Source organism: Winogradskyella sp. HB-48 (genome assembly GCF_049942685.1).
In the GTDB taxonomy this organism is placed as follows: domain Bacteria; phylum Bacteroidota; class Bacteroidia; order Flavobacteriales; family Flavobacteriaceae; genus Winogradskyella.
In genome coordinates, this window is the sequence record NZ_CP187934.1 from 746,846 (window position 1) to 773,621 (window position 26,776).

Annotated in this window: 25 protein-coding genes and 2 tRNA genes; 11 read left to right on the plus strand and 16 right to left on the minus strand. The window is 34.4% G+C overall.

Annotation, left to right across the window (positions count from 1 at the left end; genetic code table 11):
- Positions 1-77: 77 nt before the first annotated feature.
- Together ACPX19_RS03440 and ACPX19_RS03445 are read left to right on the plus strand one after the other, a co-directional pair.
- Complete coding sequence (locus ACPX19_RS03440; RefSeq protein ID WP_426431503.1) at positions 78-1,238, plus strand: glycoside hydrolase family 53 protein; 1,161 nt, start codon at positions 78-80, stop codon at positions 1,236-1,238.
- Positions 1,231-3,666: a DUF4982 domain-containing protein gene (locus tag ACPX19_RS03445; protein ID WP_426431504.1), complete on the plus strand. Its 2,436-nt coding sequence runs from the start codon at positions 1,231-1,233 to the stop codon at positions 3,664-3,666. Before ACPX19_RS03440 ends, ACPX19_RS03445 begins: the two co-directional genes overlap by 8 nt.
- 16 nt (positions 3,667-3,682) lie before the next feature.
- Here the strand turns inward: ACPX19_RS03445 and dgoD are convergent, their stop codons facing one another.
- From dgoD to mutS, 7 genes are all read right to left on the minus strand, one after another.
- The gene (dgoD, locus tag ACPX19_RS03450; RefSeq protein ID WP_426431505.1) at positions 3,683-4,840 is read right to left on the minus strand and encodes a galactonate dehydratase; all 1,158 of its coding nucleotides are present in this window, start codon (positions 4,838-4,840) and stop codon (positions 3,683-3,685) included.
- Positions 4,828-5,475, minus strand: coding sequence for a bifunctional 4-hydroxy-2-oxoglutarate aldolase/2-dehydro-3-deoxy-phosphogluconate aldolase (locus ACPX19_RS03455; RefSeq protein WP_426431507.1), 648 nt, complete (start codon positions 5,473-5,475; stop codon positions 4,828-4,830). The genes dgoD and ACPX19_RS03455 overlap by 13 nt, the downstream gene beginning before the upstream one ends.
- A complete protein-coding gene (locus tag ACPX19_RS03460) occupies positions 5,472-6,479 on the minus strand; it encodes a sugar kinase (RefSeq protein ID WP_320555736.1) in 1,008 nt (335 codons plus the stop codon). Before ACPX19_RS03460 ends, ACPX19_RS03455 begins: the two co-directional genes overlap by 4 nt.
- Complete coding sequence (locus ACPX19_RS03465; RefSeq protein WP_320555737.1) at positions 6,476-7,204, minus strand: FadR/GntR family transcriptional regulator; 729 nt, start codon at positions 7,202-7,204, stop codon at positions 6,476-6,478. Before ACPX19_RS03465 ends, ACPX19_RS03460 begins: the two co-directional genes overlap by 4 nt.
- Positions 7,205-7,344: 140 nt before the next feature.
- Positions 7,345-7,429: transfer RNA gene (locus tag ACPX19_RS03470), tRNA-Leu, on the minus strand.
- A 45-nt stretch (positions 7,430-7,474) separates the two neighbouring features.
- Positions 7,475-7,546, minus strand: a tRNA-Gly gene (locus tag ACPX19_RS03475).
- A gap of 93 nt (positions 7,547-7,639) precedes the next feature.
- Positions 7,640-10,252 carry a DNA mismatch repair protein MutS gene (gene mutS / locus ACPX19_RS03480; protein WP_426432425.1) on the minus strand — a complete coding sequence of 871 codons (2,613 nt, stop codon included), beginning with the start codon at positions 10,250-10,252 and terminating at the stop codon, positions 7,640-7,642.
- A gap of 110 nt (positions 10,253-10,362) precedes the next feature.
- On the opposite strand from mutS, the gene ACPX19_RS03485 reads away from it, so the two are divergent.
- On the plus strand, positions 10,363-10,905 hold the full coding sequence (locus tag ACPX19_RS03485) for an RNA methyltransferase (protein ID WP_426431509.1): 543 nt from the start codon (positions 10,363-10,365) through the stop codon (positions 10,903-10,905).
- Between the two features lie 14 nt (positions 10,906-10,919).
- Positions 10,920-11,438 (plus strand): gamma carbonic anhydrase family protein, encoded by a 519-nt coding sequence (locus tag ACPX19_RS03490; RefSeq protein WP_426431510.1) that lies wholly within the window; start codon positions 10,920-10,922, stop codon positions 11,436-11,438.
- Between the two features lie 3 nt (positions 11,439-11,441).
- Here ACPX19_RS03490 and murI read toward each other — a convergent pair whose 3' ends face one another.
- From murI to ACPX19_RS03530, 8 genes are all read right to left on the minus strand, one after another.
- A complete protein-coding gene (gene murI, locus ACPX19_RS03495; protein WP_426431511.1) occupies positions 11,442-12,221 on the minus strand; it encodes a glutamate racemase in 780 nt (259 codons plus the stop codon).
- Positions 12,222-12,285: 64 nt separating this feature from the next.
- Positions 12,286-12,786, minus strand: a complete 501-nt coding sequence (locus ACPX19_RS03500) for an OmpH family outer membrane protein (RefSeq protein WP_426431512.1) — start codon at positions 12,784-12,786, stop codon at positions 12,286-12,288.
- A 33-nt stretch (positions 12,787-12,819) separates the two neighbouring features.
- Positions 12,820-13,929 (minus strand): OmpH family outer membrane protein, encoded by a 1,110-nt coding sequence (locus ACPX19_RS03505; protein WP_426431513.1) that lies wholly within the window; start codon positions 13,927-13,929, stop codon positions 12,820-12,822.
- Between the two features lie 153 nt (positions 13,930-14,082).
- Positions 14,083-16,662: an outer membrane protein assembly factor BamA gene (bamA, locus tag ACPX19_RS03510; RefSeq protein ID WP_426431514.1), complete on the minus strand. Its 2,580-nt coding sequence runs from the start codon at positions 16,660-16,662 to the stop codon at positions 14,083-14,085.
- The gene (locus ACPX19_RS03515) at positions 16,631-17,374 is read right to left on the minus strand and encodes an isoprenyl transferase (protein WP_426431516.1); all 744 of its coding nucleotides are present in this window, start codon (positions 17,372-17,374) and stop codon (positions 16,631-16,633) included. The genes bamA and ACPX19_RS03515 overlap by 32 nt, the downstream gene beginning before the upstream one ends.
- Positions 17,375-18,064: a DUF6089 family protein gene (locus ACPX19_RS03520; protein WP_426431518.1), complete on the minus strand. Its 690-nt coding sequence runs from the start codon at positions 18,062-18,064 to the stop codon at positions 17,375-17,377. It abuts the gene before it with no gap.
- A 110-nt stretch (positions 18,065-18,174) separates the two neighbouring features.
- Entirely contained in the window at positions 18,175-19,053 is an 879-nt protein-coding gene (locus ACPX19_RS03525; RefSeq protein WP_426432427.1) for an NAD kinase, read from the minus strand.
- 2 nt (positions 19,054-19,055) lie between these two features.
- On the minus strand, positions 19,056-19,712 hold the full coding sequence (locus ACPX19_RS03530; RefSeq protein ID WP_426431519.1) for a CBS domain-containing protein: 657 nt from the start codon (positions 19,710-19,712) through the stop codon (positions 19,056-19,058).
- Positions 19,713-19,804: 92 nt separating this feature from the next.
- Between ACPX19_RS03530 and ACPX19_RS03535 the strand changes: the two genes are divergently transcribed.
- The 7 genes from ACPX19_RS03535 to clpX all read left to right on the plus strand — a co-directional run bounded on the left by ACPX19_RS03535 (position 19,805) and on the right by clpX (position 26,174).
- Positions 19,805-20,518 carry a pyridoxine 5'-phosphate synthase gene (locus ACPX19_RS03535; RefSeq protein ID WP_426431520.1) on the plus strand — a complete coding sequence of 238 codons (714 nt, stop codon included), beginning with the start codon at positions 19,805-19,807 and terminating at the stop codon, positions 20,516-20,518.
- Entirely contained in the window at positions 20,515-21,279 is a 765-nt protein-coding gene (locus ACPX19_RS03540; protein ID WP_426431522.1) for an alpha/beta fold hydrolase, read from the plus strand. The genes ACPX19_RS03535 and ACPX19_RS03540 overlap by 4 nt, the downstream gene beginning before the upstream one ends.
- Positions 21,280-21,296: 17 nt before the next feature.
- Complete coding sequence (locus ACPX19_RS03545; RefSeq protein ID WP_426431523.1) at positions 21,297-22,373, plus strand: energy transducer TonB; 1,077 nt, start codon at positions 21,297-21,299, stop codon at positions 22,371-22,373.
- A gap of 13 nt (positions 22,374-22,386) precedes the next feature.
- Entirely contained in the window at positions 22,387-22,737 is a 351-nt protein-coding gene (locus tag ACPX19_RS03550; RefSeq protein ID WP_320555756.1) for a phage holin family protein, read from the plus strand.
- Between the two features lie 77 nt (positions 22,738-22,814).
- Positions 22,815-24,137, plus strand: a complete 1,323-nt coding sequence (tig, locus tag ACPX19_RS03555; protein WP_426431524.1) for a trigger factor — start codon at positions 22,815-22,817, stop codon at positions 24,135-24,137.
- An 85-nt stretch (positions 24,138-24,222) separates the two neighbouring features.
- Positions 24,223-24,897: an ATP-dependent Clp endopeptidase proteolytic subunit ClpP gene (gene clpP, locus ACPX19_RS03560; RefSeq protein WP_426431525.1), complete on the plus strand. Its 675-nt coding sequence runs from the start codon at positions 24,223-24,225 to the stop codon at positions 24,895-24,897.
- 47 nt (positions 24,898-24,944) lie between these two features.
- Complete coding sequence (clpX, locus tag ACPX19_RS03565; RefSeq protein ID WP_426431527.1) at positions 24,945-26,174, plus strand: ATP-dependent Clp protease ATP-binding subunit ClpX; 1,230 nt, start codon at positions 24,945-24,947, stop codon at positions 26,172-26,174.
- A gap of 52 nt (positions 26,175-26,226) precedes the next feature.
- On the opposite strand, the gene ACPX19_RS03570 is transcribed toward clpX, so the two are convergent.
- Entirely contained in the window at positions 26,227-26,739 is a 513-nt protein-coding gene (locus tag ACPX19_RS03570; RefSeq protein WP_426431528.1) for a hypothetical protein, read from the minus strand.
- Between the last annotated feature and the right edge of the window lie 37 nt (positions 26,740-26,776).

Sequence of the window (26,776 nt, forward strand, 5' to 3'; positions counted from 1 at the left end):
AATATAGATAATGATAAATAGTGACGGCTAACCAACAGAAATTAATTTATTAACTTAGCAGAAAAGCGATTGGTTTTATGATTAAATCAGGATTAGATTTGAATTATCTTACGATTATACTATTATTTTCTTGCCTCATAGGAGTCCATTCGTGTTCTCAAAATAATTCTGACGATAACAATACTGCAGATGATACTCCAATCTCATTTTACTACGGTGCAGATTTGTCCTATGTTAACGAAATGGAAGATTGTGGTGCTACTTATAAAAACTCAAATGGTACAACGACAGATGTTTACCAGATTTTTAAAGATGAAGGTGCTAATTTGGTAAGAGTACGTTTGTGGCATAATCCAGATTGGACCAACTATTCTAACTATAACGATGTTAAGGAAACGATACAACGCGCAAAATCCAAAGGCTTAAAAGTGCTTTTAGATTTTCATTATAGTGATACTTGGGCAGACCCTTCTAAGCAAGAAATTCCGGCTGCTTGGGTTAGTGAAATCAACAACACACCTGCATTAAGTCAGTTACTTTACGATTACACTTACAACACTTTAGATCAACTTTCTAATGAAAATTTGTTGCCAGATATTGTGCAAGTTGGTAACGAAATCAACGGAATGATTTTACAACAAGGCGATTTGGTTTGGCCTATTGATTGGGCAAGAAATTCGGCGTTAATTAATAAAGGTATTGAGGCTGTTAGAGATATTTCAACAGCAAAAAACAAAACTATTGAAGTTATGCTTCATATCGCGCAACCAGAAAATGGACTTTGGTGGTTTGAGCAAGCTACAGCAAATGGTGTTACCGATTTTGATTGGATTGGTTTGTCGTATTACCCAATTTGGTCAGATTATGATTTAAATGAAGTACAAACACCACTTAACACTTTAATTAATACTTATAATAAAAAATTGATGATAGTAGAAACTGCCTATCCTTTTACTTTAGATAATGCAGATAGCGCTAATAATATTTTAGGTTCTGATGCTTTAACAGGTGGTTATCCTGCTACGCAACAAGGGCAATTAGACTATCTTAATCAACTAAAACAAATTATTGAAAACGCAGGTGGACAAGGCCTTGTCTATTGGGAACCAGCTTGGGTTTCTACAGGCTGTTCTACACTTTGGGCTCAAGGTTCACATTGGGATAATGCCACACTTTTTGATCACAACAACAAAGCTACACTTGGTATTAAATTTTATAATGCTTCACTAGATGAATAAAACTATATTTTCACTTCTTGGTTTATTTATATTAACCTGTGGAGCATTTTTTTTAGAAGCGCAAACCAGACAGGTCATCACACTAAACAAAGGTTGGAGATTCAATAAAGGACATTATCCTAATGCCACTAAAATAGATTTTAACGATGCTAAATGGGAAACTGTAACCGTTCCGCACGATTGGGCAATTTATGGTCCTTTTGACAAAGAAGTTGATAAGCAAACTGTTGCCATTACTCAAAATGGCGAAACCATTGCCACAGAAAAAACAGGTAGAACTGGCGCTTTACCATACATAGGAGAAGCTTGGTATAGAAATACTTTTTCACTTGAAAATTTTGACGACTCTAAAAAGGTGCTATTACTTTTTGAAGGTGCAATGAGCGAACCAGAAATCTATTTAAATGGCAAAAAAGTTGGCGAATGGAAATATGGTTACAGCTATTTTTATTTTGACGTTTCAGAATTCATTAATGATAGTTCTGAAAATACTTTAGCCGTAAAACTCACTAATGTAGGCAAATCGTCTAGATGGTATCCTGGCGCTGGTTTGTATAGAAATGTAAGACTTATAGTAAAAGACAAAGAAAGTTTTGAGCAATGGTCAACTTTCATCACTACGCCTTCAATTACTGAAGATGAAGCTAAAGTCAACATTAAAACAAAAGCCACCGGAACTGACCTAAAATTAGTAACCGAAATTTTTGATGCTGATGGAAACGCAATCACTTCTGCAGAAACCTCAACCATCATCAACAATGAATTTGAACAAAACATAAAAGTTAATCAGCCTCAACTTTGGAGTCCAGAAACACCATACTTATATACAGCTGTTTTAAAACTTTATAAAGGCAACATTCTTAAAGACAATATAACGCAACGCTTTGGCATTAGAACCATAGATTACAGTCCAAAAACTGGTTTTAGTCTTAATGGCGAAACCCGAAAATTTAAAGGTGTTTGTTTGCATCACGATTTGGGTCCGATTGGTACTGCTGTGAATATGTCTGCTTTGAGACGTCAACTCAAAATCTTAAAAGATATGGGTTGTAATGCTATTAGAAGTGCCCATAATATGCCATCTTTTGAGCAATTAGAGCTTTGTGACGAAATGGGCTTTATGTTTTTAGCTGAAAGTTTTGACGAGTGGAAAAAACCAAAAGTTGAGAATGGTTACAATCGCTTTTTTGACGAGTATGCTGAAAAGGATGTTGTTAATTTAGTAAGAGCCACTCGAAATCATCCAAGTATCGTCATGTGGAGTTCTGGTAACGAAGTGCCAGGCCAATGGGGAAGCGAAGGTGTAAAACGTGCTAAATGGTTGCAAGATATTTTTCATAGAGAAGACCCGACTCGACCTGTAACTGTTGGTATGGACCAAGTGAAAGCAGTTATGGAATCTGGTTTTGGTGCCATAATGGATGTCCCAGGTTTAAATTATCGTGTACACCTTTACGAAGAAGCTTATGAACGTTTTCCGCAAGGATTTCTTTTAGGTTCCGAAACAGCTTCAACCGTAAGTTCTCGTGGTATTTATAAGTTTCCTGTAGAGATTGCCAGTATGAAAACCTATCCAGATTTTCAATCATCGTCTTACGATTTAGAATATTGTAGCTGGTCTAATCTTCCTGATGATGATTTTGTTTTACAAGATGATAAGCCTTGGGTTATTGGCGAATTTGTTTGGACAGGTTTTGATTATCTAGGCGAGCCAACACCTTATGATGAAGCTTGGCCTTCTCGCAGTTCGTACTTTGGTATTAACGATTTGGCTGGCTTACCAAAAGACCGCTATTATTTATACCGAAGCCGTTGGAATACAAACGATGAAACGCTTCATATGTTACCACATTGGAACTGGGAAGGTCGCGAAGGTGAAAACACACCTGTTTTTGTATACACAAGTTATGATAGTGCAGAGTTATTTTTGAATGGTAAAAGTCTTGGAATTAAAAAGAAAAATAACAACACCAAGCAAAATCGTTATCGTTTAATGTGGATGGATGTAAAATACGAGCCAGGCACATTAAAAGTCGTTGCACTTGATGAAAATGGAAACCCAGCAGCAGAAAAAGAAATTAAAACCGCTGGAAAACCATATAAACTTGTCTTAGATTCTGACGTAAAAACTATTAAAGCCAATGGAGAAGATTTAGTTTTTGTGACGGTTTCAGTAGAAGATAAAAATGGTGTTCCTTGTCCTACAGCAACCAATCAACTTAATTTTGAAGTCAAAGGTAACGGTACATACAGAGCCGCTTGTAATGGAGATGCTACATCACTTGAGTTATTTCATTTACCAACAATGAAATTATTCAGTGGTAAATTGGTGGTTTTGGTTCAATCTACAGAAGACGCAGGAGAAATTAAACTAACTGTTACCGGAAAAGGCCTTAAAAAGGGTGAAATAACAATAATTTCAATGTAATTTAGAACTTAAATTCTTACCATTCTGCAAAGTTACCATCGTCATTTCTCCATATTGGATTTTTCCAATCATGGCCAATCTTCAGACCCTCTTTAAGTTTCTTTTCGTTTATATCAATACCTAAACCAGGTTTTTCAAACAAATCCAAATATCCATTTTTAACATCAAACACTTCTGGATTTTCAACATAATCCAATAAATCAAACCCTTGGTTATAATGTATTCCTAAACTACTCTCTTGGATAGTAGCATTAGGTGATGAAAAGTCTAAATGTAATGCCGATGCTAGAGCTATTGGGCCTAAAGGACAATGTGGAGCAATAGCTATATCATAAGCTTCTGCCATAGTGGCGATTCTTTTTACTTCTGAGATTCCACCAGCATGACTTAAATCTGGCTGAATAATATCTACAACCCCTTGATGCAATATATCTTTAAAATCCCAGCGAGACAACATTCGTTCACCTGTGGCAATGGGTATACTCGTATATGAATAAATATGTTTAAGGGCATCATTGTTTTCACTTAAAACAGGTTCTTCAATAAACATTGGCTCATAGGGTTCTAATTCATCTATGAGTCTTTTAACCATTGGCTTGTGAACTCTTCCATGAAAGTCTAAACCAATATCAATATCATAACCAAATTCTTCACGTAACAGCTTGATATTGCGTGCCACATTTTTAACGTCCTTTACATTAGCAACCCAGCGCATTTGCCCTGTAGCATTCATTTTCACAGCTGTATACCCCTGATTTATTTTTTCATGGGCTTGCTCTAGAACAACATCTGGATGATCCCCACCAATCCAACAATACATCTTCATTTTTTGACGTACTGCACCACCTAAAAGTTCATAAACGGGAACATTTAAATGTTTTCCTTTAATATCCCATAAAGCTTGGTCAATTCCAGAAATGGCACTCATAAGAATAGTACCTCCTCGGTAAAATCCACCTCTGTAGAGTACCTGCCATATGTCCTCAATTTGGTTGGCCGTTCTTCCTATTAAATATGGCTCTAATTCTCTAACACAGGCTGCAACAGTATTTGCTTTACCTTCTACAACAGGTTCTCCCCAGCCAATAATGCCACATTTGGTGGTAATCTTAACAAACAACCATCTTGGTGGAACTTTAAATAGTTCTAATTTGACAATTTCTAATGGATCCATTTAGCTTCTTTTTTAATTTTTACAAAGCGTTCAGTATTTATCTTCACGCACTCAACTTCTTCTCCATATTTTGCTTTTGTTAATGCGCTACCCAAACCAAAACCAGATACACCAGCAGCTATCCACTCTTCAATATTTGAAAAATCAATACCTCCTACAGCAAAAATGCACACATCATCTAACGGAGATTTTACCGATTTAAAGTATTTAACACCTAAGTTACCGGCCGGAAATAATTTTACGATATCGGCTCCAAAGTCGACGGCAGTACATATTTCTGTCGGCGTTAATGCACCCATGGCTACTGGTATGTCGTATTGATTAGCGATGGCTAATACTTTTTGGTTAACATTGGGTGTCACCAAAAATTGAGCTCCTGATTTTATGGTCTGTTCTGCAATTACTTTGTTTGTGACTGTTCCTGCACCAATTAGAATTTTGGAAGTGGCGTAGCGTTCTCTAGCTTTTGAGATTTCATTTAAAAAGCCTGGTGTATTAGATGTAATCTCAATAACCCTTATGCCTCCTTGTACTAAAGCCTCTATAATTTCTGGTACTTTTTCTTGTTCCTTTGTTCTAACAATTGCGATTAACCGCTCACTTTTTATAAAAGCTACTATTTCTTGTCTTTTCATCTTAAAACATGTCCGCTTATGTTACCTTCCATTATTGAAAAAATTTCTTCTTCACTACTTGTATGTTGATCTCCTAAAACCGTATGCTTTAAAGCAAAAGCAGCAGTGGCAAAATCAACTGCTTTTTGGTCATTCCATTCCTTATTCACTCCATGCAGCAATCCTGCCGCAAACGCATCACCAGTGCCAAATCTATCTGCGATTGATACCTCAATAGTATTTGATGTGTAGTATTTGGATTCTGAAAGAAAAACACCTGAAAGTTTATTATGACTCGCTGAGACATGATCTCTAATCGTAAAAGCTATCTTGTCAATACCAAATTTTTGACTTGCAGTTTCCATGGCATTTAGTGTTTGGTCATGCTTATTATCCCCCTCAGGACTTATGTTATAGACATCTTTAAGAACATTTGCATTTCCAAATAACAAATTGGTATTATTGAAAATTTTATCAAAGATTATTCTTGCATCTGATGGTTGTTTCCACAATGATCTTCTATAATTCATATCAAAAGCGACCTTAACACCCATTTTCCTAGCTATTTCAGCAACTTTAATAGTTTCCTTTGCACATTGGCTTGATAGTACTGGTGTAATTCCAGATAAGAAAATCCAGGTTCTGTTTTTTAGAATCTCTTCCCAATTAAATTCATTGTCTTTTATCTCGCTGAGTGATGAATTCTTCCGATCATAAATGACTTTAGATGGTCTTATTGAAGTGCCTTGCTCTATAAAATAAGTTCCAATTCTATTACCTCCTCTTACAATAGCATTCGTGTTTATACCATACCACCTTAATGAGCTTATGGCAGCGTCACCTAGTTGGTTTTCAGGAAGCTTGGTCACAAAAGCAACATCATTACCTAATACACCTAAGGAACTAGCAACATTAGACTCAGAACCTGCATAGTCAACATTAAAAGATTTACAAGAATTTATTTTCATCTTATGTTTTTCGGGAGTTAATCGTAGCATGATTTCTCCAAAGGTTATGAAACTCATTTTCTTTTTAGTGTTTTTATATAGTTATTCTGTGTCTCGAGAATATGATTATACATAGTCTTATTGGCTAATTGTTGGTCTTGTTTAATAATGGCCTCAAGTATGTTTTCATGATGACTTAGCATCACCTCTTTCTTTTTTACCAAAGCACCCTCTTGTGACTTTGCAAAAACACTAGTTTTAAACTTTGGCATTAAATTGAACATTGGACCTAAGAGTAAATCCAACACTTGGTTATCAGCTATAGATAAAATGGTTTTATGAAAATCATTATCTAGTTCTGCTTCCCTATCGGCATCATTTATATCGCAAGCTTTGGTCATTTTTATATTTTCAACCAGCAACTCTATTTGGTCATCATTACGATGAGTTGCAGCCTGACTTGCCAAGGCTGGCTCTAAAACAAGCCTTGTTTTTATAGTTTGTAGAATGACATTTTTGTCTGAAGAAAGCTCGAAAAAAAGATTTAATGTTTCTGAAGCATTTTTTATACTCATTTCAGAAACATATACACCACTACCCCTTTTAACTTCAACAATACCTCGAGCGTTCATTTTCTTAATGGCTTCACGAACGGCAGTTCTACTGACTACAAAAAGATCACAAAGTTCATTTTCTGTGGGCAATTTGCTTCCAGGCGGATATGTTCCTGCTCTAATGGCTTCTGTGAGCTCATATTCAATTATCTGGGTGAGGGAGTTTTTAGTACCTAAAGGAGTAAACATTTAAATTTTTATATGACATAATACATCATACAAATTTAAAAAATTGTTTATAAGTTCAAAACTTTGTTATGAAATAATATTAGACCATTGATAAGTTTATGGAAACAAAAAAGCCGAAACATAAGTTTCGGCTTTTCTTGTACTGAAGGCGGGACTTGAACCCGCACGGCCATAATGGCCATTGGATTTTAAGTCCAACGTGTCTACCAATTCCACCACTTCAGCATCCAAGTTACAGACTGTAACTTTAATTGGTATATATTTTTGTAGAGCGAAAGACGGGATTTGAACCCGCGACCCTCACCTTGGCAAGGTGATGCTCTACCCCTGAGCTACTTTCGCAGTTTTTTTAAAGAACTTTTGCTGTAAAAGCGGATGCAAATTTAAACTATTTCTTATAAATGCAAAGACTTTTTTGAAATAAATTAAAAGGTTTTAAGCTTGCTTTTTCTTTAATAACATTCGTTTAATCTCATTAAGCTTCATAAGTGCCTCAACAGGAGTTAAGGTATCGATATCTGTATGTAGAATTTCATCTTTGATTTCCTCTAAAAGAGGATCATCTAAGTTAAAGAAACTTAACTGTATATCATCTTTGAGAGACTTAACTTTATCTGTTAACTCTTCACTAGAATGTGATTTTTCTAACTTAGATAAAATTTTGTTAGCACGTCTTATAACCTGTTGAGGCATTCCTGCCATTTTTGCTACATGAATACCAAAGCTATGTTCACTACCACCTTCAACAAGCTTTCTAATAAACAGTACATTGTCTTTTAATTCTTTAACAGCTACATTGAAATTCTTTATCCTGTTAAATGTCTCTGACATTTCGTTAAGTTCATGGTAATGAGTTGCAAAAAGTGTTTTTGGCCTTGCAGGATGTTCGTGCAAATATTCGCTAATGGCCCAAGCTATAGAAATACCGTCATAAGTACTGGTACCTCTACCTATTTCATCTAACAATACCAAACTTCGTTCTGAAATATTATTCAGAATGGAAGCTGTTTCATTCATTTCTACCATAAAAGTAGATTCTCCCATAGAGATGTTATCGCTAGCTCCAACACGAGTAAATATCTTATCAACTAGTCCAATTTTTGCTTCTTTTGCAGGTACAAAACTTCCTATTTGTGCCAATAAAACAATCAAAGCAGTCTGTCTTAATATAGCAGATTTACCAGACATATTAGGGCCTGTAATCATTATGATTTGTTGAGACTCTCTATCGAGGTAAACATCATTTGCAATATATTCTTCACCTAATGGCAATTGTTTTTCTATTACAGGATGACGACCGTCTTTTATTTCTAAAGCGAAGCTATCATCTATATCTGGGTATTTATAACTATTTGCTTTTGCCAAACTTGCAAAACCGCATAAACAATCTAACCGACCAATAAGTTGCGCGTTTTGTTGCACCTGAACAATGAACTGATGCATCCAGCTTACTAACTCTGTAAACAGTCGTTGCTCGATAGCGAGAATTCGTTCTTCGGCTCCTAAAATTTTAGATTCATACTCTTTTAGTTCTTCTGTAATATAGCGCTCGGCATTTACTAAAGTTTGTTTTCGCACCCATTCTTGTGGTACTTTATCTTTATGGGTATTTCTAACTTCTATATAATAACCAAATACATTATTTGATGCTATTTTTAGTGAAGGAATACCTGTACGCTCACTTTCGCGCTCGAGCATATTGTCCAAATAATCCTTTCCAGATTTAGACAATCCTCTGAGCTCATCAAGTTCTGGGGAAAATCCTTCGGCAATAGCATCTCCCTTTAATATGTTTACGGGAGCTTCTTCATTTAAGGTTTGCTTTATTTTTTCTCGAAGCAAGTCGCAATTATGCAAACTACTGCCAATAATTTTCAAAGCTTCATTGTTACAACTTTCTGCTACCACTTTTATGGGCACTATAGCTTCTAAAGAATTTTTAAGTTGAATAACTTCTCGAGGACTAACTTTAGTAGTTGCAATCTTAGAGATTAAACGCTCAATATCTCCTATATGCTTTATCTGACTTTGAATTTTCTGAAGCGTTGCTCCATTTTCCAAAAGGTATTTTACCACCTCATGGCGCTGTTTTATCTTATCAGCATGCTTTAACGGGAGTGCCAACCAACGCTTTAAAGTTCTTCCACCCATTGCCGAAATGGTCTTATCAATAACATCAATAAGTGTTACGGCATTGGTGTTTGGAGAATGATAAAGTTCTAGATTGCGAATGGTGAACTTATCCATCCAAACATAATCATCTGTAGCAATTCTAGAAATTGTTGCAATGTGCTCTAGCTTATTGTGTCTGGTTTCGCTCAAATAATGAAGTACCACACCAGAAGCAATGATACCTTCATACAAATCCTCTATACCAAACCCTTTTAATGTTTTTGTATTAAAGTGCTTTATCAGTGTTTCATTAGCATAATCTGCCTGAAAAACCCAATCTTCTAAAAAAAACGTGTGAAAATCATTCCCGAAGATTTCTGCAAACTCTTTTCTTGTTTTTTTAGAAATGAGAACTTCACTAGGATTAAAATTTTGCAATATTTTATCAATATACTCCGCATTGCCTTGCGAAGTTAAAAACTCACCTGTAGAAATATCCAAAAATGAAATACCAATATTTTTCTTATCAAAATGAACAGCACATAGAAAGTTGTTAGACTTAGAATGTAAAATATCATCATTTAGAGCAACACCAGGTGTTACCAGTTCAGTAACACCACGTTTTACAATAGTTTTGGTCTGTTTTGGATCTTCTAGCTGATCGCAAATAGCAACACGCTCACCTGCTTTTACTAATTTGGGCAAATACGTGTTTAAAGAATGATGAGGGAAGCCTGCTAATTCAGTCTCACTTTCGCTACCTGCCCCTCGCTTGGTTAAGATAATATCTAAAATCTTAGATGCTTTTACTGCATCACTTCCAAAGGTTTCATAGAAATCCCCAACTCTAAATAACAATAAAGCATCTGGGTACTTTGCCTTTATGGCATTGTACTGCTTCATTAGTGGTGTTTCTTTTTTAACCTTTTTAGCCAAGAGAATTGTGTATTTTTGCTGTAATTGTAAGATTGCTAATGTAGCCAAATAGCCTTGTTTTATAAAGCCTTTTGACCATAAGTTATTTACAAAAAGTATAAGATTTCAACATGCGAAAACTAAAAAATAGTGAATTAGACCGTCTTGACGTTTCTAAATTTAAAGAAGCTAAGAAATCCCCAATAATTATAATCCTAGATAATATTCGTAGTCTTAATAACATTGGGTCGGTCTTTAGGACAAGTGATGCCTTTTTGATAGAAAAAATCTATCTCTGTGGCATTACAGCACAACCACCACATAATGATATTAGAAAAACTGCCTTAGGAAGTACAGAAACTGTAGATTGGGAATATGCCGAAAACACCCTTGATGTTGTAAAAAAGCTGAAGAATGAAGGTGTAAACATCTGCTCAATAGAGCAAGCTGAGAATGCCACCATGCTGAATGAATTTAAACCTAAACGCAATACAAAATATGCTTTTGTGTTTGGTAATGAAGTTAAAGGTGTAGGACAAGATGTTGTAAACGTTAGCGATGTAGTTATTGAAATCCCTCAATATGGTACAAAACACTCTTTAAATATTTCTGTAAGTGCAGGAGTTGTTATTTGGGATGTTTTTAATAAACTTGAAAAGAGTAATATAATTTAAAAAAACAGCATACTATGCCAATTATAAAACCCGTAAGAAATATACATCCACAAATACCAAAAGATTGTTTTGTTGCAGACAATGCCACTATTGTAGGGGAAGTTACCATGGGCAACCAATGCAGTATTTGGTTTAATGCTGTAATAAGAGGTGATGTGCATTTTATTAAAATGGGTAACAAAGTCAATGTACAAGATGGTGCAGTAATCCATGCAACGTATCAAAAATCGCCAACAACTATTGGGAATAATGTCTCTATTGGCCACAATGCTATTGTACATGGCTGTACAATAAAAAACAATGTCCTCATTGGTATGGGAAGTATAGTTATGGACGATTGCGTCATTGAAAGTAACAGTATTATTGCTGCTGGTGCTGTAGTGACCAAAAATACAATTGTAGAGTCTGGTAGTATTTATGCTGGTGTGCCAGCTAAGAAAGTAAAAGATATCAGTAAAGAATTAATCTCTGGTGAAATTGATAGAATTGCTAATAACTACGTAAAATATTCAGGTTGGTTTAAGGACGAATAATTCTTAAAAATCTAAATAGGCCGTTTCAAATTTATTTTCCAGAATAGCATTTAAGACCTCAACATTACCATTTGAAAAGAGCTTAACTGAAGGCTTTTTTACATTTGGATTAAGTAACCTTTGTTCAGATAATATAGCTTTTGTTTGCTTTGCCACAGCTAATCCAGAATCTATAATTTTCACCTCTTTTGGAAGTAGAGTTGTTAGCATTGGAATTAAATATGGATAATGCGTACAACCCAAAACCAAATAATCAATGTTAGCTTTTAGCATAGGATCTAAATACAGTTGTAGCAGATCTTTCATTTCTTCAGAATCTAATTGACCAGACTCGATAAGTGGCACAATCCCTTCACCAACCTGCTCAACAACCTTTATACCATTAGCATAGAGGTCTGAGGTTTTATGAAACAGTTGACTACTGAGTGTGCCTTTTGTGGCCAAAATACCAACAGCATTGGTCTTTGTGCTTAATGCGGCTGGTTTTATAGCTGGTTCAATACCTATAAATGGCACATTATACGTTTCTCTTAAATACGAAATAGCGTTTGTGGTGGCCGTGTTACATGCTACAACGATAATTTTACATCCTTTACTTAGCAAGTATTCGGTATTTTTTAACGAGAGATTCTTGATATCTTCCTCTGATTTATTACCGTAAGGTGCATTTATACTATCTGCTAAGTAGATAATATTTTCATGAGGCAACAAAGCATGTATTTCTTTGAAAATAGAGGTGCCACCTACACCTGAATCGAATATGCCAATAGGATTTTCATTCATATTTACAAAAATAAAAAGTCGCTTTATTAAAAGCGACTCTCAAAAGATTTTATTTAAAACTTACTTATATTTTTAAGTGAGCTTTTACATCTGCCATAAGGTCTTTACCGTCTGCTACGATTAACATACCTGCGTCTAACACATATTGAAAACCTTGTGCTTTAGCTACTGTCTGAATAGCTTTGTCAGCATCTTCAACGATTGGTTTTAGTAAATCATACTCTTTCTTATTTAAGTCTTGATTCATTTGTTGTTGGTATTGAGCTAATGATTGCTTCATACCTTCTACTTCTCTCATTCGCTTCAAATTCTCATCTTCGGTTTGCGCAGCTGCTTCAGCATTGTATTGCTTCACCTTAGTGTCTATCTCTTTTAATGAGTCTTGAAATTGTGCTTCGTAAGTTTTTCCAAGCTTTTCAATCTCTGCTTGAGCCACTTTGTAAGCTGGCATAGCTTTAATTAATTCTTGCTTATCAATATGTGCAATTTTACTTTGAGCAGACATAAAACTTGATGCCCCAATAAAAAGCGCTGTTGCAAATAATAATGATTTAATCGTTTTCATTTTTTCTAATTTGTAATTTGTGTGTTATAATTATTAATTGTTTTCTCCTTCTTCTTTCTTAGCCTTAGCTATAGAATCTCTAATCTTTAATTGTTTTTCGCGTTCTTCCCTAGCCTTATTTCTTTGTTCTATAATTTTTTGTTTTCTTGCTTCTAGTTCCTGTCTTCTTCGCTCCCTATCGTTTGCCTTAATTTCGGCAGCAGTTAGTGGCTTCTTAGCGTTTACTGAGTCTTTTTTTACTGTAGACTCTTTTTTAGCATCCTTTGTTTTATTAACAGTTTTTGCTTGAGTAGCAGTACTATCTTTCTCGGTTGTTTTTGTTTCCTCTTCTACTTCTTTTGTTTCCTCCTTATTATTATTTCTGGCATCTAATACTTTTTGTCTACGTAAGTCGGCTTCACGTTTTTTAGCCTCTCTAATTGAGTCTTGCATTGCTCTTCTGGCTTCTAATGCTTTTTCACGTTCTGCTCGCTTTGCTTCTAATTCGGCTTCTCTAGTAGCTTTGCGCTCTTCTAGAGCTTTTAATCTTTCATCTTTCTCTTCGCTAACTTCAGGTACAACCTCTTCGTCTTCTAACTCTTCGCGTTCTTTTTTACTGTTTGCCTGATTTCGCTTTGATGTTCTAGTAATTGTTCTAAGAACTTGCTCACTGATATCATAACGCTCGGCAGAATATAGCATCACTACATCGGCTGACTTATCGAAAACAAAATCGTATTTTTTTGTCTCTGCAATTTGTTGTACCGCAGCAAATATTTGATCTTGTATTGGTTCTATTAACTGACGTTTTTGAATCATTAAATCGCCATTTGGTCCAAAACGTTTTTGTTGATAATCTAAAATTTCAGCCTCTTCAAAAGAAATATCTTCCATTCGTTCTTCATACAATTCCTTTGTAAGAAGTACACTTTCGTTGTCAAGTTCTTTCTTTTTTTGTTCAATAGCACTAAGCTTTTTCTCAATCTCAGTTTTCCATTGAAGTACTTTTTTGTCTAATTGCGTTGAAGCTTCCTGATATTCTGGAACATTTTGTAAAATATATTCTGTATCTATATATCCTATTCTAACACCTTTTTGTGCATTACTATTAAAGCTCATTAGACCTATAACTGCCAATAAAAAAAGAACTTTATATTTCATCATGATCGTTTTTATTTTGAGACATTTTAAATTGTTTACCAATCTTTTGTCAGTTTTTTAGTGTTACTAATCTTCAAATTTAACGAAATATATCCTTAAAAATTTTAACACCATAATGAAATACTTAATTAGCAGTTAGAAAATATCGTGCCAAAGTTAAAATTGTTGTCCAATTATGAAGTGTGTTTCCCATTTTCTAGGAGATGTCCCATCTGGCAGATCGTCGAAAGCATGACCAAAATCTATACCTAATAACCCAAAAGCTGGCATAAAGATTCTTAAACCTACACCAGCAGATCTTCTAACATTAAAAGGATTAAAATCTCTAAAACTGTTAATAGACTGACCTCCTTCTAAAAACCCTAAAGCGTATATCTTAGCCTGAGCACCAAGCGTTATGGCGTGACGAAGCTCTAATGAGAATTTATTATAAATGGAACCTCCATCTGTTGTAGATAAAGATTGATTGGGGTAACCACGTAGCTGAATAATTTCTCTTCCATCTAGTGCAAAATTTCCCAATCCGTCACCACCAACAAAGAAACGCTCAAAAGGTATAACTCCTCTATCATTATTATAAGCTCCTAGGAAGCCAAACTCTACACTAGGCCTTAGAACTAATTTTTTCGTTAATGCAGTATACCAATCTGCCCTAAACTTTATTTTATAAAATTCTAGCCACTTAAAACGTTCTTGATCAATCTCACCAATACGAGCAAAATCATCCGCATCAGTTGGGTCTAAAGAATCACGCTCATCTTTTAAAGCTTTATAATCTACACCATTAACTAGAGAATAAGGGAAAGAGAACTTTGCAGAAGCGGTAAAACTGGAGCCTCCAGTTGGGAATATAGGATCTGTATATAGGTTATTTCTACTTAAACCAATTGTGTAAGAAAGATTATTAGATGTACCGTCTCCAAATGTAAATAATCCTGTATTGTAATTCTGAAGATCATAATTTTGGAAACTTAAAGCTTGTGATAATAAAAAATAATCATCTGGCTCACTTAATCTTGTAGATACACCAACCGTTAAACCAAGAATATTAAATCTTCTACTTTTATCTGCTCTTCTGGTTTGTTGATTAAACAAAAACTGTTTAGAATAAGATAAGGATGTTGATAGTTGGAATGGTTTTTTACCACCTAACCAAGGTTCGCTAAATGAGAAACTATAAGTCTGAAAAAACTGGCTAGCTTGTAGTCTCAAAGCCAAACTTTGTCCATCACCCCTTGGAACTGGCTTATAAGCGTCTTTCTTAAAAATATCTTTAATAGCAAAGTTGTTAAACGACAACCCTAGAGTACCGATGAAACCTCCTCCACCATACCCACCTTGTAATTGTATCTGACTAGATCCTTGTTCCGCTACCTCATACTCAATATCTAAAGTACCATCTACAGGATTAGGATTTTTTATATTAGGAACAAGCTGTTGAGCATCAAAAAATCCTAATTGTCCAAGCTCTCTCAAAGTTCTAATAATTTGAGATTTGCTATACAATTCTCCTGGTCTGGTTCTTATTTCCCTGTATATAACATGGTCATTAGTAACATCGTTTCCTTTTACAGTAACATTATTAAAGTAAGCTGGTTTACCTTCTGAAATACGAATCTCCATGTCAATGACATTGCCTTCAGCACTTACCTCAACAGGGTTTATTGTAGAGAACATATAACCAGTATTTTGATAAGCATTTACTAAACTTTGAGCATCAGGATCATTAGGGTCATCTATACGCTCTCTTAGTTCAACACCATTATATGTATCGCCTTCTTTTATGCCTAACAAGAGTGCCAACTGCCTATCACTGTATACAGTATTTCCAACAAAATCAATTTTGCCAAAGGTGTATTTTTCACCTTCCTCTACTTCAATATTTAAACTGATGGTTTTGTCATTGTTGTAAATTATTGAATCTGAAATAATTCTGGCATCTCTATACCCTTTTTCTTTATAAAGGTCTACAACACTTACTAAGTCTTCTCTAAAATCTTCTTCTATATATTTTGAACGTTTGAAGATTCTATGTGGACTAAGGCTTTTTTTCTTGGTATTTTTCATAGCCTTACGAAGCTTTTTGTCCGACAGCTTTTCGTTACCTATGAAATTGATATGCTTTACTTTTACTTTCTGCCCTTTATCTATACTAATTTTCATATTAACACGCTCCTTCTCTACAGAATCAATGACTTCTGAAGTTTGAATGTTAACTTTAGTATTTAAAAATCCCTTCTTTTTATACTTATTTGTTAAATAGTTTCTAGTAGTTGCAATAAGATTTTCTGTGACTTTAACTCCAGATTGAAGCTTATTTTCCGTTATAATCTCATCTTTCTTACCTTTTTTAACACCTTCAATCGTAAGGTCTTTAAGTTCTGGTAAATCCATTAGATGAATTTCTAAATTAGCGTTTCTACCATCTATATCGGTGATAAAAATATCTATACTACTAAATAGGTTTGATTTCCATAGGGTCTTAACAGCATTTGCAATTTTTTCACCTCCTACTTGGATTTCTTCATCTTTTCTAAGCTTAGAATAAGCAATGATGGTTTGCGGACTAAAGTTTGTGTTTCCGGTAACCGTAATTTCTTTAATAAAATACTTGGCACCATCTTGAGCTTGTGCATTACCTAAAAAAGGTATTGTAAAAAATAATACAACACCAATTAATTTAGCAAGGGACTTTGATACTTTTTTATGAGGTAAGTTGTTCGCTTGTTTTTCCAAATCTTCGTTCTCTATTTTGATAATTTATGAGCGCTTCGTATAAGTGTTCTTTATTGAAATCTGGCCATAAAACATCTGTAAAATATAATTCTGCATAGGCTATTTGCCAGAGTAAAAAATTACTAATTCGTTGTTCACCACTGGTGCGAATTAGCAAGTCTACGTCTGGTAAATTTTGCGTGTAAAGATGCTTATTTATAATTGATTCATCAATACTTTCAGGAGAAATTATATTATTTTTAACTTTAACTGACAATTCCTTAATGACATTAACAATTTCTTCACGAGAACCGTAGCTCAAAGCTAAGGTTAATGTCATGTTCGTATTATTTTTTGTTTTTTCTATAACATCCAGCAACTCTTGATGTGCTTTTTTTGGTAAGTCTTGCAGACAACCAATAGCGGATAACTTTATGTTGTTGTCCTGCAAGGTCTTTATTTCCTTTTTTAGTGACTTTACTAAAAGCTTCATAAGAGTTTGCACTTCTAGTTTTGGCCTATTCCAGTTTTCTGTAGAAAAAGCATAAAGTGTTAGATTCTTAACACCTAATTCAGCACTAGCCTCAACAGCTTGCCTAACAGCTTTAGTACCACTCTCATGCCCTATGATACGCATTAGCCCTTGTTGTTTAGCCCAACGTCCATTACCATCCATGATGATTGCTACATGGTGTGGAAGTTTTTCTCTATTTACTTTTTCTTTTAAACTCATTTAAAATCCGCAATAACAAGGTCTTCTACCAAAGGTGTAAGTTAAGGTAAATCCTGAAAACACATACCAATCATTGCTATTAGTATTTCCAAAACTTAGCTGCTCTCTAAATTCATTATCTGGTACACTTCCATCAAGTTCATCAGAAAATGTATATCTGGCACCTATCTCCACACCTAAAACTAGATGATTGCTAATATTTGTTTTATAACCTAAAACCATAGGTATACCATAGGCCCAACTACTAGTATCTTCTGATGTATACTGCCCGCTTTGGGTAAAATAATAGTTATCGTGATTGGCTACCGAAACACCAGTATACAAATACGGAGTCCCTTTTATACCACTAGTATGTAAATCAAAATCCCAAAACGTAAATTCCATGCCTGCTGAAATCTCAAGAATACTTGTATTAAATTTATAACCCCTTTGGATCCTTCTAGGATCATCAGATTTCCCATCAACACCTTCTAAATCTGAAAATATAACAGACAATCTATATGAATGTCTAGGACTCCTATTCCATTTAAAAATACCACCAACAGCAAGCTGGTTTGGTGATATATAATTCGTAGCTCCTACATCTCCGATAAAATTACTTCCACCAGCAAATATACCAACCTCATAGATTTGAGCATTAGTGTTTTGCATAAAAAATACACTTGTAAAAATTAGGAATAAATACCTCATAAATTTTTCAAAGTTTGCAAATATAACAATTATGATTAGCCTATTACAATTTGATACAAATTGTCTATGAGATAAACAGTATTTATAGGCTTTTATTGTACAAAGCTAGCTTAATTACGACGGTCTTCGCCCCAAAGTAACTTTTTTCTTAAGGTGTCTAAAAATGTTTCATTTAGTCGCTCAACCATCTTAATTACAAAACCAGCTTTTTGTACAGTAACAGTTGTTGTGTTAGGCAGTGTCACTATTCTAGAATCTAATGACATTAAAAACTGATCTTCTCTACCATCTACCTTAAAGGTAACGATAGTTTTATCTGGTATTATTAGTGGTCTTGCGCTCAAATTGTGAGGCGCAATTGGTGTAAGTGCAAAATTGTTTGCCTCTGGCGTTATAACCGGACCACCACAACTTAGCGAATAACCTGTCGAACCAGTTGGTGTGGACAGAATAAGCCCATCTGCCCAATATGATGTTAAGTATTCATCATCAAGATGCGTTTCTACAGTTATCATTGAAGTGGTGTTCTTTCTACTCAAAGCAATCTCATTGAGTGCAAAGTTAGTTTCACCTATTGCACTACTATTGGGGAATGTTGTAACACTTAACAGTGATCGCTCAGATATTTTATAGTTGCCATTAAAAATTTCGGCAAGTGCAGATTCTATTTCATCTGTTTGTATCGTTGCCAAAAATCCTAATCGACCTGTATTAACACCAACTATTGGAATACCTAAATCTCTCACATAAGTTATGGCTCTTAATATGGTCCCATCGCCACCAATACTTATCAATAAATCAAAACTACGATCTAATTGAATAAACTTTCTTATAGCAGAACTCTGCTGCAACTCAGGACTCTGCTGTATTAAAAAATTAGATTCTATGTAAATGTCTACCTTTTTATCTAGCAATACATCTAGAAGAATTTCAAAAGCTTTCTGAGTAGAATCTTTGGTGTAATTCTGACCGTAAACCGCAATCTTCATCATTACATATTTAGGTATTTGTCTAAATATTGTGAACGCTCCTTAAGACTTTCTATATAAGAATCTTCTTCATGACCTGAAATAATATTATAACTGTAGCGTCTGAAAGTCTGAATAATCTCATTCAAACTTGTATTACCTATTTTTAGAGTAATCTGAACCAAGTCTGAACTCATTTTAGAAATAAATGCCCCTAATAATTTAGCATCATTAGACTCAACAATCTGACTAATCTCGCTGAACGAATAATCATGAATACCTTTTTCAACTATAAGAATACCTCCTGGCTCAGCAAAAAAAGGAGTTTCATTGAAGAGATGAATAATATCATTGAGTTCGTAATAGCCTAAGTATGTGTTTTTTTCATCTAAAACAGGCATTATGTTGGAATCATTTTGAGCAAAAGCCTCTAGTACATCGAGCCAATTGGTTGTTGATCTAACAAAAAAACCTTCTATAGTATGACTACAATCACTTATAGCTATGGCACTATCAAAACAATGCACATCTGTTTCTGAAATGCAGCCCAGATACACACCTTGATTCTGAATAGGCACATGAGAATATGTGAGCTGATTAAACAGCATTTGTAAATCCCCAATTTTATCAGTGATTTTAAGTGGTTTTATATCATTTATAACAAAGTTTTGTAATTGCATGTTTTGAGTTTGAATATCTTGCAAATTAATCAAAAATAACTACAAAAACCCAAGATGAGTTCTGTATTTTTGTTATTCAAAATTTAATAAAAATGACAAAATTAAGTGTTAACATTAACAAGATTGCAACACTAAGAAATAGTCGCGGTGGTAATGTACCGAATGTAGTACAATTTGCCAAAGATGTTCAAAGATTTGGTGCAGAAGGCATAACTGTTCATCCACGACCAGACGAAAGGCATATTCGCTATCAAGATGTTTATGATTTAAAATCTGAGGTTACTACCGAATTTAATATCGAAGGCAACCCCATACCTAAATTTATCGATTTGGTACTTAAAGTAAAACCTACTCAGGTAACCTTAGTACCAGATGCTGAAGATGCCATAACCTCTAATGCAGGCTGGGACACCCTAAAACATAAAGATTTTCTTATTGATGTTATTAAAGAATTTAAAAATAACGGTATTAGAACTTCGATTTTTGTAGATCCCGATTTACACCAAATAGAGGGCGCTAAAGAAACAGGCACTGAGAGAATTGAACTTTACACAGAATCTTACGCCCATCAATTTAGCTTAGGGAACAAAGAAGGCATAAAACCTTATATGGAATGTGCTGGTCTCGCCAATACCCTAGGTTTAGGCATCAATGCTGGTCATGACCTCTCACTTGATAACATCAAGTATTTTAAAGAAAATATTACTGGCCTTTTAGAGGTTTCTATCGGACATGCCCTTATATCTGAAAGCCTATATTTAGGTGCTAAAAATGTGATTACAATGTATTTAGACAAGCTAAAATGATTCTACATTCTAACATCATAGGCGAAGGTAAACCATTTGTAATTCTGCACGGCTTTTTGGGCATGGGAGACAACTGGAAAACTTTAGCCAAACAATTTTCAGAATCCAACTATCAAGTACATTTAGTAGATCAGCGCAACCATGGCCGAAGTTTTCGTTCTGAAGATTTTGATTACGAATTAATGGCCGATGATTTAAAAGCATATTGCGATAAACACAACCTCAACGATATTATACTTTTAGGGCACTCCATGGGAGGGAAAACAGCAATGCTTTTTTCTTCATTATACCCAGAATTGGTGTACAAACTTATTGTTGCTGACATTTCTCCGCGCTTCTACCCGATTCACCACGATACTATTTTAGAAGGTTTAAGTAGTTTAGACTTTTCCGAGATAAAAAGTCGAAGTGAAGCTGACGAAGCGTTGAGCAGATATATTAAAGACCAAGGCATTCGCATGTTTTTACTTAAAAATTTGTATTGGGTAGAAAAAGGACAATTAGGATTGCGTATCAACTTACCTGTTCTAAAAAAAAATGTTTCAGAAGTTGGAGAAGCTTTACCAATACATGCCATTTTTGAGAAGGACACACTATTTCTAAGAGGAGATCGATCTGAATATATTGGAGGGCAAGATGAAGCTATAATTCATCGTCATTTTCCAAACTCTAAAATTGTTACTATTGCAAACGCAGGTCATTGGTTGCATGCAGAAAATCCTGATGATTTTCACAAAGCTGTAATTGACTTTATTAAATAAAAAGATTATTTTCAAATATGAGGCAAACAATTATACTAATCGTTTATTTATTCTCAATTCAATTTTTATTAGCTCAAGATAAACCAGATGGCCCTTATCAAAACTTTTATGATACTGGAGAATTATTTGTTGAAGGCCAATATAAAAATGACGAAAGAGTTGGTGAGTGGAAACAATATCACAAAAATGGACAGGTTTCACGTATTTACAGTTATACCGATGGTGAGTTAAATAAAGAAGAGACTAATTTTTATGATACTGGCGTTGTGAGTAAAAAGGTCGTAAAAGTTGATGAAGACTTTATTGTATATGGTTATTATGAAAGCGGTGAATTAGAATATGAAAGACAGCTAACTTCTGGCTATTATAAGGGTTTCTATGAAAATGGGAGCATTGAGGTTGAAGCTAATTATTTTGAAGATGAATTGGCTGGTAAATGGAAATTATACAATGAAGATGGAAAGTTAGAATGGATAGTAACTTATGAAGATGGATATAGAAATGGCCCATATGAACAATTTTACAGTAATGGAAAATTAAAGGTTGAAGGCACAATTTTAAAAGAAAAAAAACAAGGTATAGAAATGCGTTATGATGAAAACCAAACGCTTGTTTGGAAGGGCTATTACAATAATGATGAATTTTCAGATATATGGATTCGATATGATGAAAATGGCAAGAAGGTTGAAAAAATTAAAATAAAAGATGACCCTTCTATTTTAAATCTTGAAACAACTAAGGTGCCAGATGGTGTTATAGAAAAAGTACCTGTATATCCCGGTTGTGAAGAAGTGTTTGGCAATAGAGCTCGTAAAAAGTGCATAAATGAAGGCGTTTCTAAGTTCATAGGCGCAAAATTTAATACTACTTTAGCCAGTAGATTAGGTCTTTACGGCAGGCAACGAATTATTTTAAATTTTAAAATCGATAAAGAAGGAAAAGTTACTGATGCGAAAGCTAGAGCATATCATCCTGGCTTGGTCGAAGAAGCCATTAGGGTAATAAATCTATTACCTACAGTTAAACCAGGAGAACAAAGGGGTGAACCTGTAACCATACCATTTTCAATACCAATAATATTTGTAGTAGAATAAAAACCTATTAATCATGAATTTGATAATTAAACTCCTATTAAACGCCTTAGCTGTATTTATTTTGGCTCACCTCCTAAATGGTGTTACTGTAGATGGGTACGTTGGCGCCATAATAGTTGCTATTGTTTTGGCAATCCTCAACGTATTCGTTAAGCCTATTCTGGTGATTTTTACATTACCAGTAACCATTTTAACATTGGGATTATTCTTATTAGTCATAAATGCTTTAATTATTCTTTTGGCCGATAAATTAGTAGACGGATTTGCTGTTAACAGTTTTTGGACAGCCATTCTATTTAGCATTTTGTTGTCTATCCTTCAGTCTATTTTATATAGCATCTTCAAAGAGCAAAAAACCGACTAAAAACCAATTGTTTAAACTGTTGTAGGGTTGTTAAAAATATTGTATTTTTGCAGCCCAATTTTAGTTACTAATTCATAATGAATATTACAAGAGAAAACATCGACGCATTAAATGCAGTTGTAAAAGTAGATATCGCTAAAGAAGATTACAGCGATAAAGTTGAAAAGATTTTATCAGATTACCGTAAGTCTGCTAACATTCCTGGATTTAGAAAAGGCCATGTTCCTATGAGCCTAGTTAAGAAACAATATGGTAAAGCTGTGTTAGTCGATGAAGTTAATAAATTACTTCAAGATGCCATTGGCAAGTACTTAGTTGAAGAAAAATTAGATGTTTTAGGCAACCCTTTACCAAAGCCGCAAGATAATCTAGATTGGGATTCTGATGCTTTTTCTTTTGAGTTTGAATTAGGTTTAGCACCTGAATTTGATGTAAAATTAAAAGGGAAAAAGGCAATTACACATTATCAAATCATTGCAGATGACAAGATGATTGATAACCAAGTGAAGCATATCCAGAAACAATATGGTAAGTTGGTATCACAAACTGAAGTGACTAAAGATTCTGAAATTACTGGAAAATTCACTAATGAAGAAGAAGGCATAGAAAATGTTACTACAATTACTTTAGACAAACTAAAAGGAAAAACTAACCCTAAGAAACTTATCGGTGCTAAAGTTGGTGATATTATTGAGCTAGAGACTAAAGGTCTATTTGATGATGATCATGATTTAATGACGTTCCTTAAAGTATCTCACGATGATGCCCATGGACTAGACATAAAAGTAAATTTTGAAATCTCTGAAATTAACCAGAGAGAGCTTGCGGATTTAGACCAAGAATTATTCGACAAGTTATTTGGTCCTAAAGTAGTAACTTCAGTTACCGAGCTGAAACAAAAAATAAAGGAAGATTCTGAGAAGCAGTTTAAACAACAGGGAGATCAAAAATTATTAAACGACGTTACCGAATATTTATTAGAAAGTACAACGTTTGATTTACCTGCTGAGTTTCTTCAAAAATGGATGCAAACTGCTGGTGAAGAGCCAATGACAGAAGAGCAAGCTAAAGAAGAATACGAAAAGTCCGAGAAAAGCATGCGTTACCAACTTATAGAAGGTAAATTGATTACTGACCATAATCTACAGGTACAGTTTGAAGAATTGAAAACCTATGCTATGGATATGATTAAAGGGCAAATGGCTCAATTTGGGCAATTGAATCCTTCTGAAAAAGAATTAGAAGATATTGCGGCTCGTATTATGTCTAACCAAGATGAAGTAAAGCGTTTATCTGAGCAGTTAATGAGCCAAAAATTATTAAACCTATATAAAACCGAAGCAAATCTTAAAACAAAAGAAATCACTTATGATGATTTTGTTAAAGAATTCTACAGTTAAGGTTATTGAATAAATTAGTATCTTTAAGGCGTAGAACTGAATAGTTTTACGCTTTTTTTTTAATCAAAAATCAAATTGAAAATAAATGAATTACGGAAAAGAATTTGAAAAGTTCGCTATAAAAGATCGAGGGATAAATAGTAATTACTACGAAAAGATAATTACCAGTATGTATCCTACTAATTTAACCCCAAACATTATAGAAGAACGCCAGTTGAATGCTATTGCAATGGATGTATTTTCTCGCTTGATGATGGATCGTATTATTTTTCTAGGTACAGGTGTTAACGATCAGGTGGCTAACATTATCCAAGCACAATTACTATTCTTACAAAGTACGGACGCATCAAAAGATATTCAAATATATATTAATTCACCTGGTGGCTCGGTATATGCAGGTCTAGGAATCTATGATACGATGCAGTTTGTAAAACCAGATGTTGCAACCATTTGTACAGGTATAGCAGCATCTATGGCAGCTGTATTATTATGCGCAGGTCAAAAAGGAAAACGCTCTGCTCTAAAACATTCTCGTGTTATGATACACCAACCAATGAGTGGTACGCAAGGACAAGTATCCGATATGGAAATTGCAGTACGCGAAACAATAAAAGTGAAAGAAGAGCTTTATAATATTATCTCTACACACTCTGGTAAACCATACGATCAAGTTGAAAAAGACTCTGATAGAGATTACTGGATGCGATCTAGTGAGGCGTTAGAGTATGGAATGATTGATGAAGTTTTAGAGCGTAAGTAATCCAATATTCCTTTGCAACTAAAACTCCCTAAATAAGAACTTAAATTATGGCAAAAGAAGAATTAGAATGCTCATTTTGTGGTAGGAAAAAGTCAGAAACCAATTTATTGATTGCTGGGCTTGATGCACACATTTGTGACCGATGTATTGAGCAAGCATATGGTATTGTCGTTGAAGAATCCAAACAATCTGGCAACTCAGAACTTAGTTCAGAGTTGATGCTAAGAAAGCCGAAAGAGATAAAGGCATTTTTAGACGAATATATTATTGGGCAAGAATACACTAAACGTGTTATGTCTGTTGCTGTATACAACCACTATAAGCGTTTACTGCAAACACCTTCTGATGATGATATTGAAATCCAAAAAAGCAATATCATTATGGTTGGTCAAACAGGTACAGGTAAAACTTTAATGGCAAAAACCATTGCGCGTATGTTGAACGTACCTTTGGCAATCGTTGATGCAACTGTTTTAACCGAAGCTGGATATGTAGGAGAAGATGTTGAAAGCATATTAACACGTTTGTTACAGGCTGCAGATTATAACCTTGAAAAAGCCCAGCGAGGTATTGTATTTATAGATGAGATTGATAAAATTGCACGTAAGAGTGATAATCCTTCTATAACAAGAGATGTGTCTGGTGAAGGCGTACAACAAGCACTTCTGAAATTATTAGAAGGAACTGTCGTCAATGTACCACCAAAAGGTGGTCGTAAGCATCCTGACCAAAAGTTTATCGAAGTTAATACAGAGCATATTTTATTCATTGCTGGTGGTGCATTTGATGGTATTGAGCGTGTAATCACCAAACGACTAAACATGCAAGCTATTGGCTATAGTTCTATAAAAGACGATAATGTTGATGATGACAATATTCTTCAATACATCATACCAAAAGACTTAAAAGACTTTGGATTGATACCAGAAATTATTGGTCGTTTGCCAGTATTAACTCACATGGACCCATTAGATGCCAATACACTTAGAGCCATCTTAACCGAACCTAAAAATGCAATTATCAAACAATACAAAAAATTGTTTGCTATGGATGATGTTGATTTTACAATCACCGAAGGAGCTTTGGATTATATTGTAGAGAAAGCTATAGAGTATAAACTCGGTGCTCGTGGTTTACGTTCGCTTTGTGAGGAAATATTAACAGAAGCCATGTTTGACTTACCTGGTTCTGATGAAACAAAACTAAACGTCACCAAGGCCTATGCCGAAGATAGATTAAGTAAATCTACTTTAAAGAAGTTAAAAGCAGCTTCCTAAAACTAAGAGTTTTTTCATAAATAATTGTTTTAAGATTAGTAATTAAAAAATGTTATGGTGCATATTGAACGTCAAATCGTCCTTCTGTTATGTTTATTATTTCGCAATCATCTGTAACCGTAGAAAATTCAAATGTTCCTGAGATTATATAGTTAATATCATCGAAATATGTAATAATCATTGAGCCTTGATAGGTATCATCTATATCATAGAAACAATTTACGGAGTCACCCCAATAGACAACAAATGAATTGTTTATAAGTGAGTATTCAGTATCGATAATCAATGGGCCGTTAGCCAATAAGCTTATGGATAAACTTTCATTGTCATCATCAAAATCAGCACCAATTTGTAATTGAAGTTGTTGATAAAAAGCACCTATCTCACTTGAGTTAGTAATTGATACAGGAATTCCATTAAATAAGTAACCTATAGTATTCTCACCAGTCTGTGTTGGCGGTGGCAGTTGGTCTATTGGGTCATTAGAGCCGTTGTCATCGTCGTTGTTGCAGCTTGTGGTGCTTAAGAGTGATAAGATGAATAATGATAAGAGTATCTTTTTCATAATAATTAGATTTGGTTTTTATTATTCATAAAGTTAG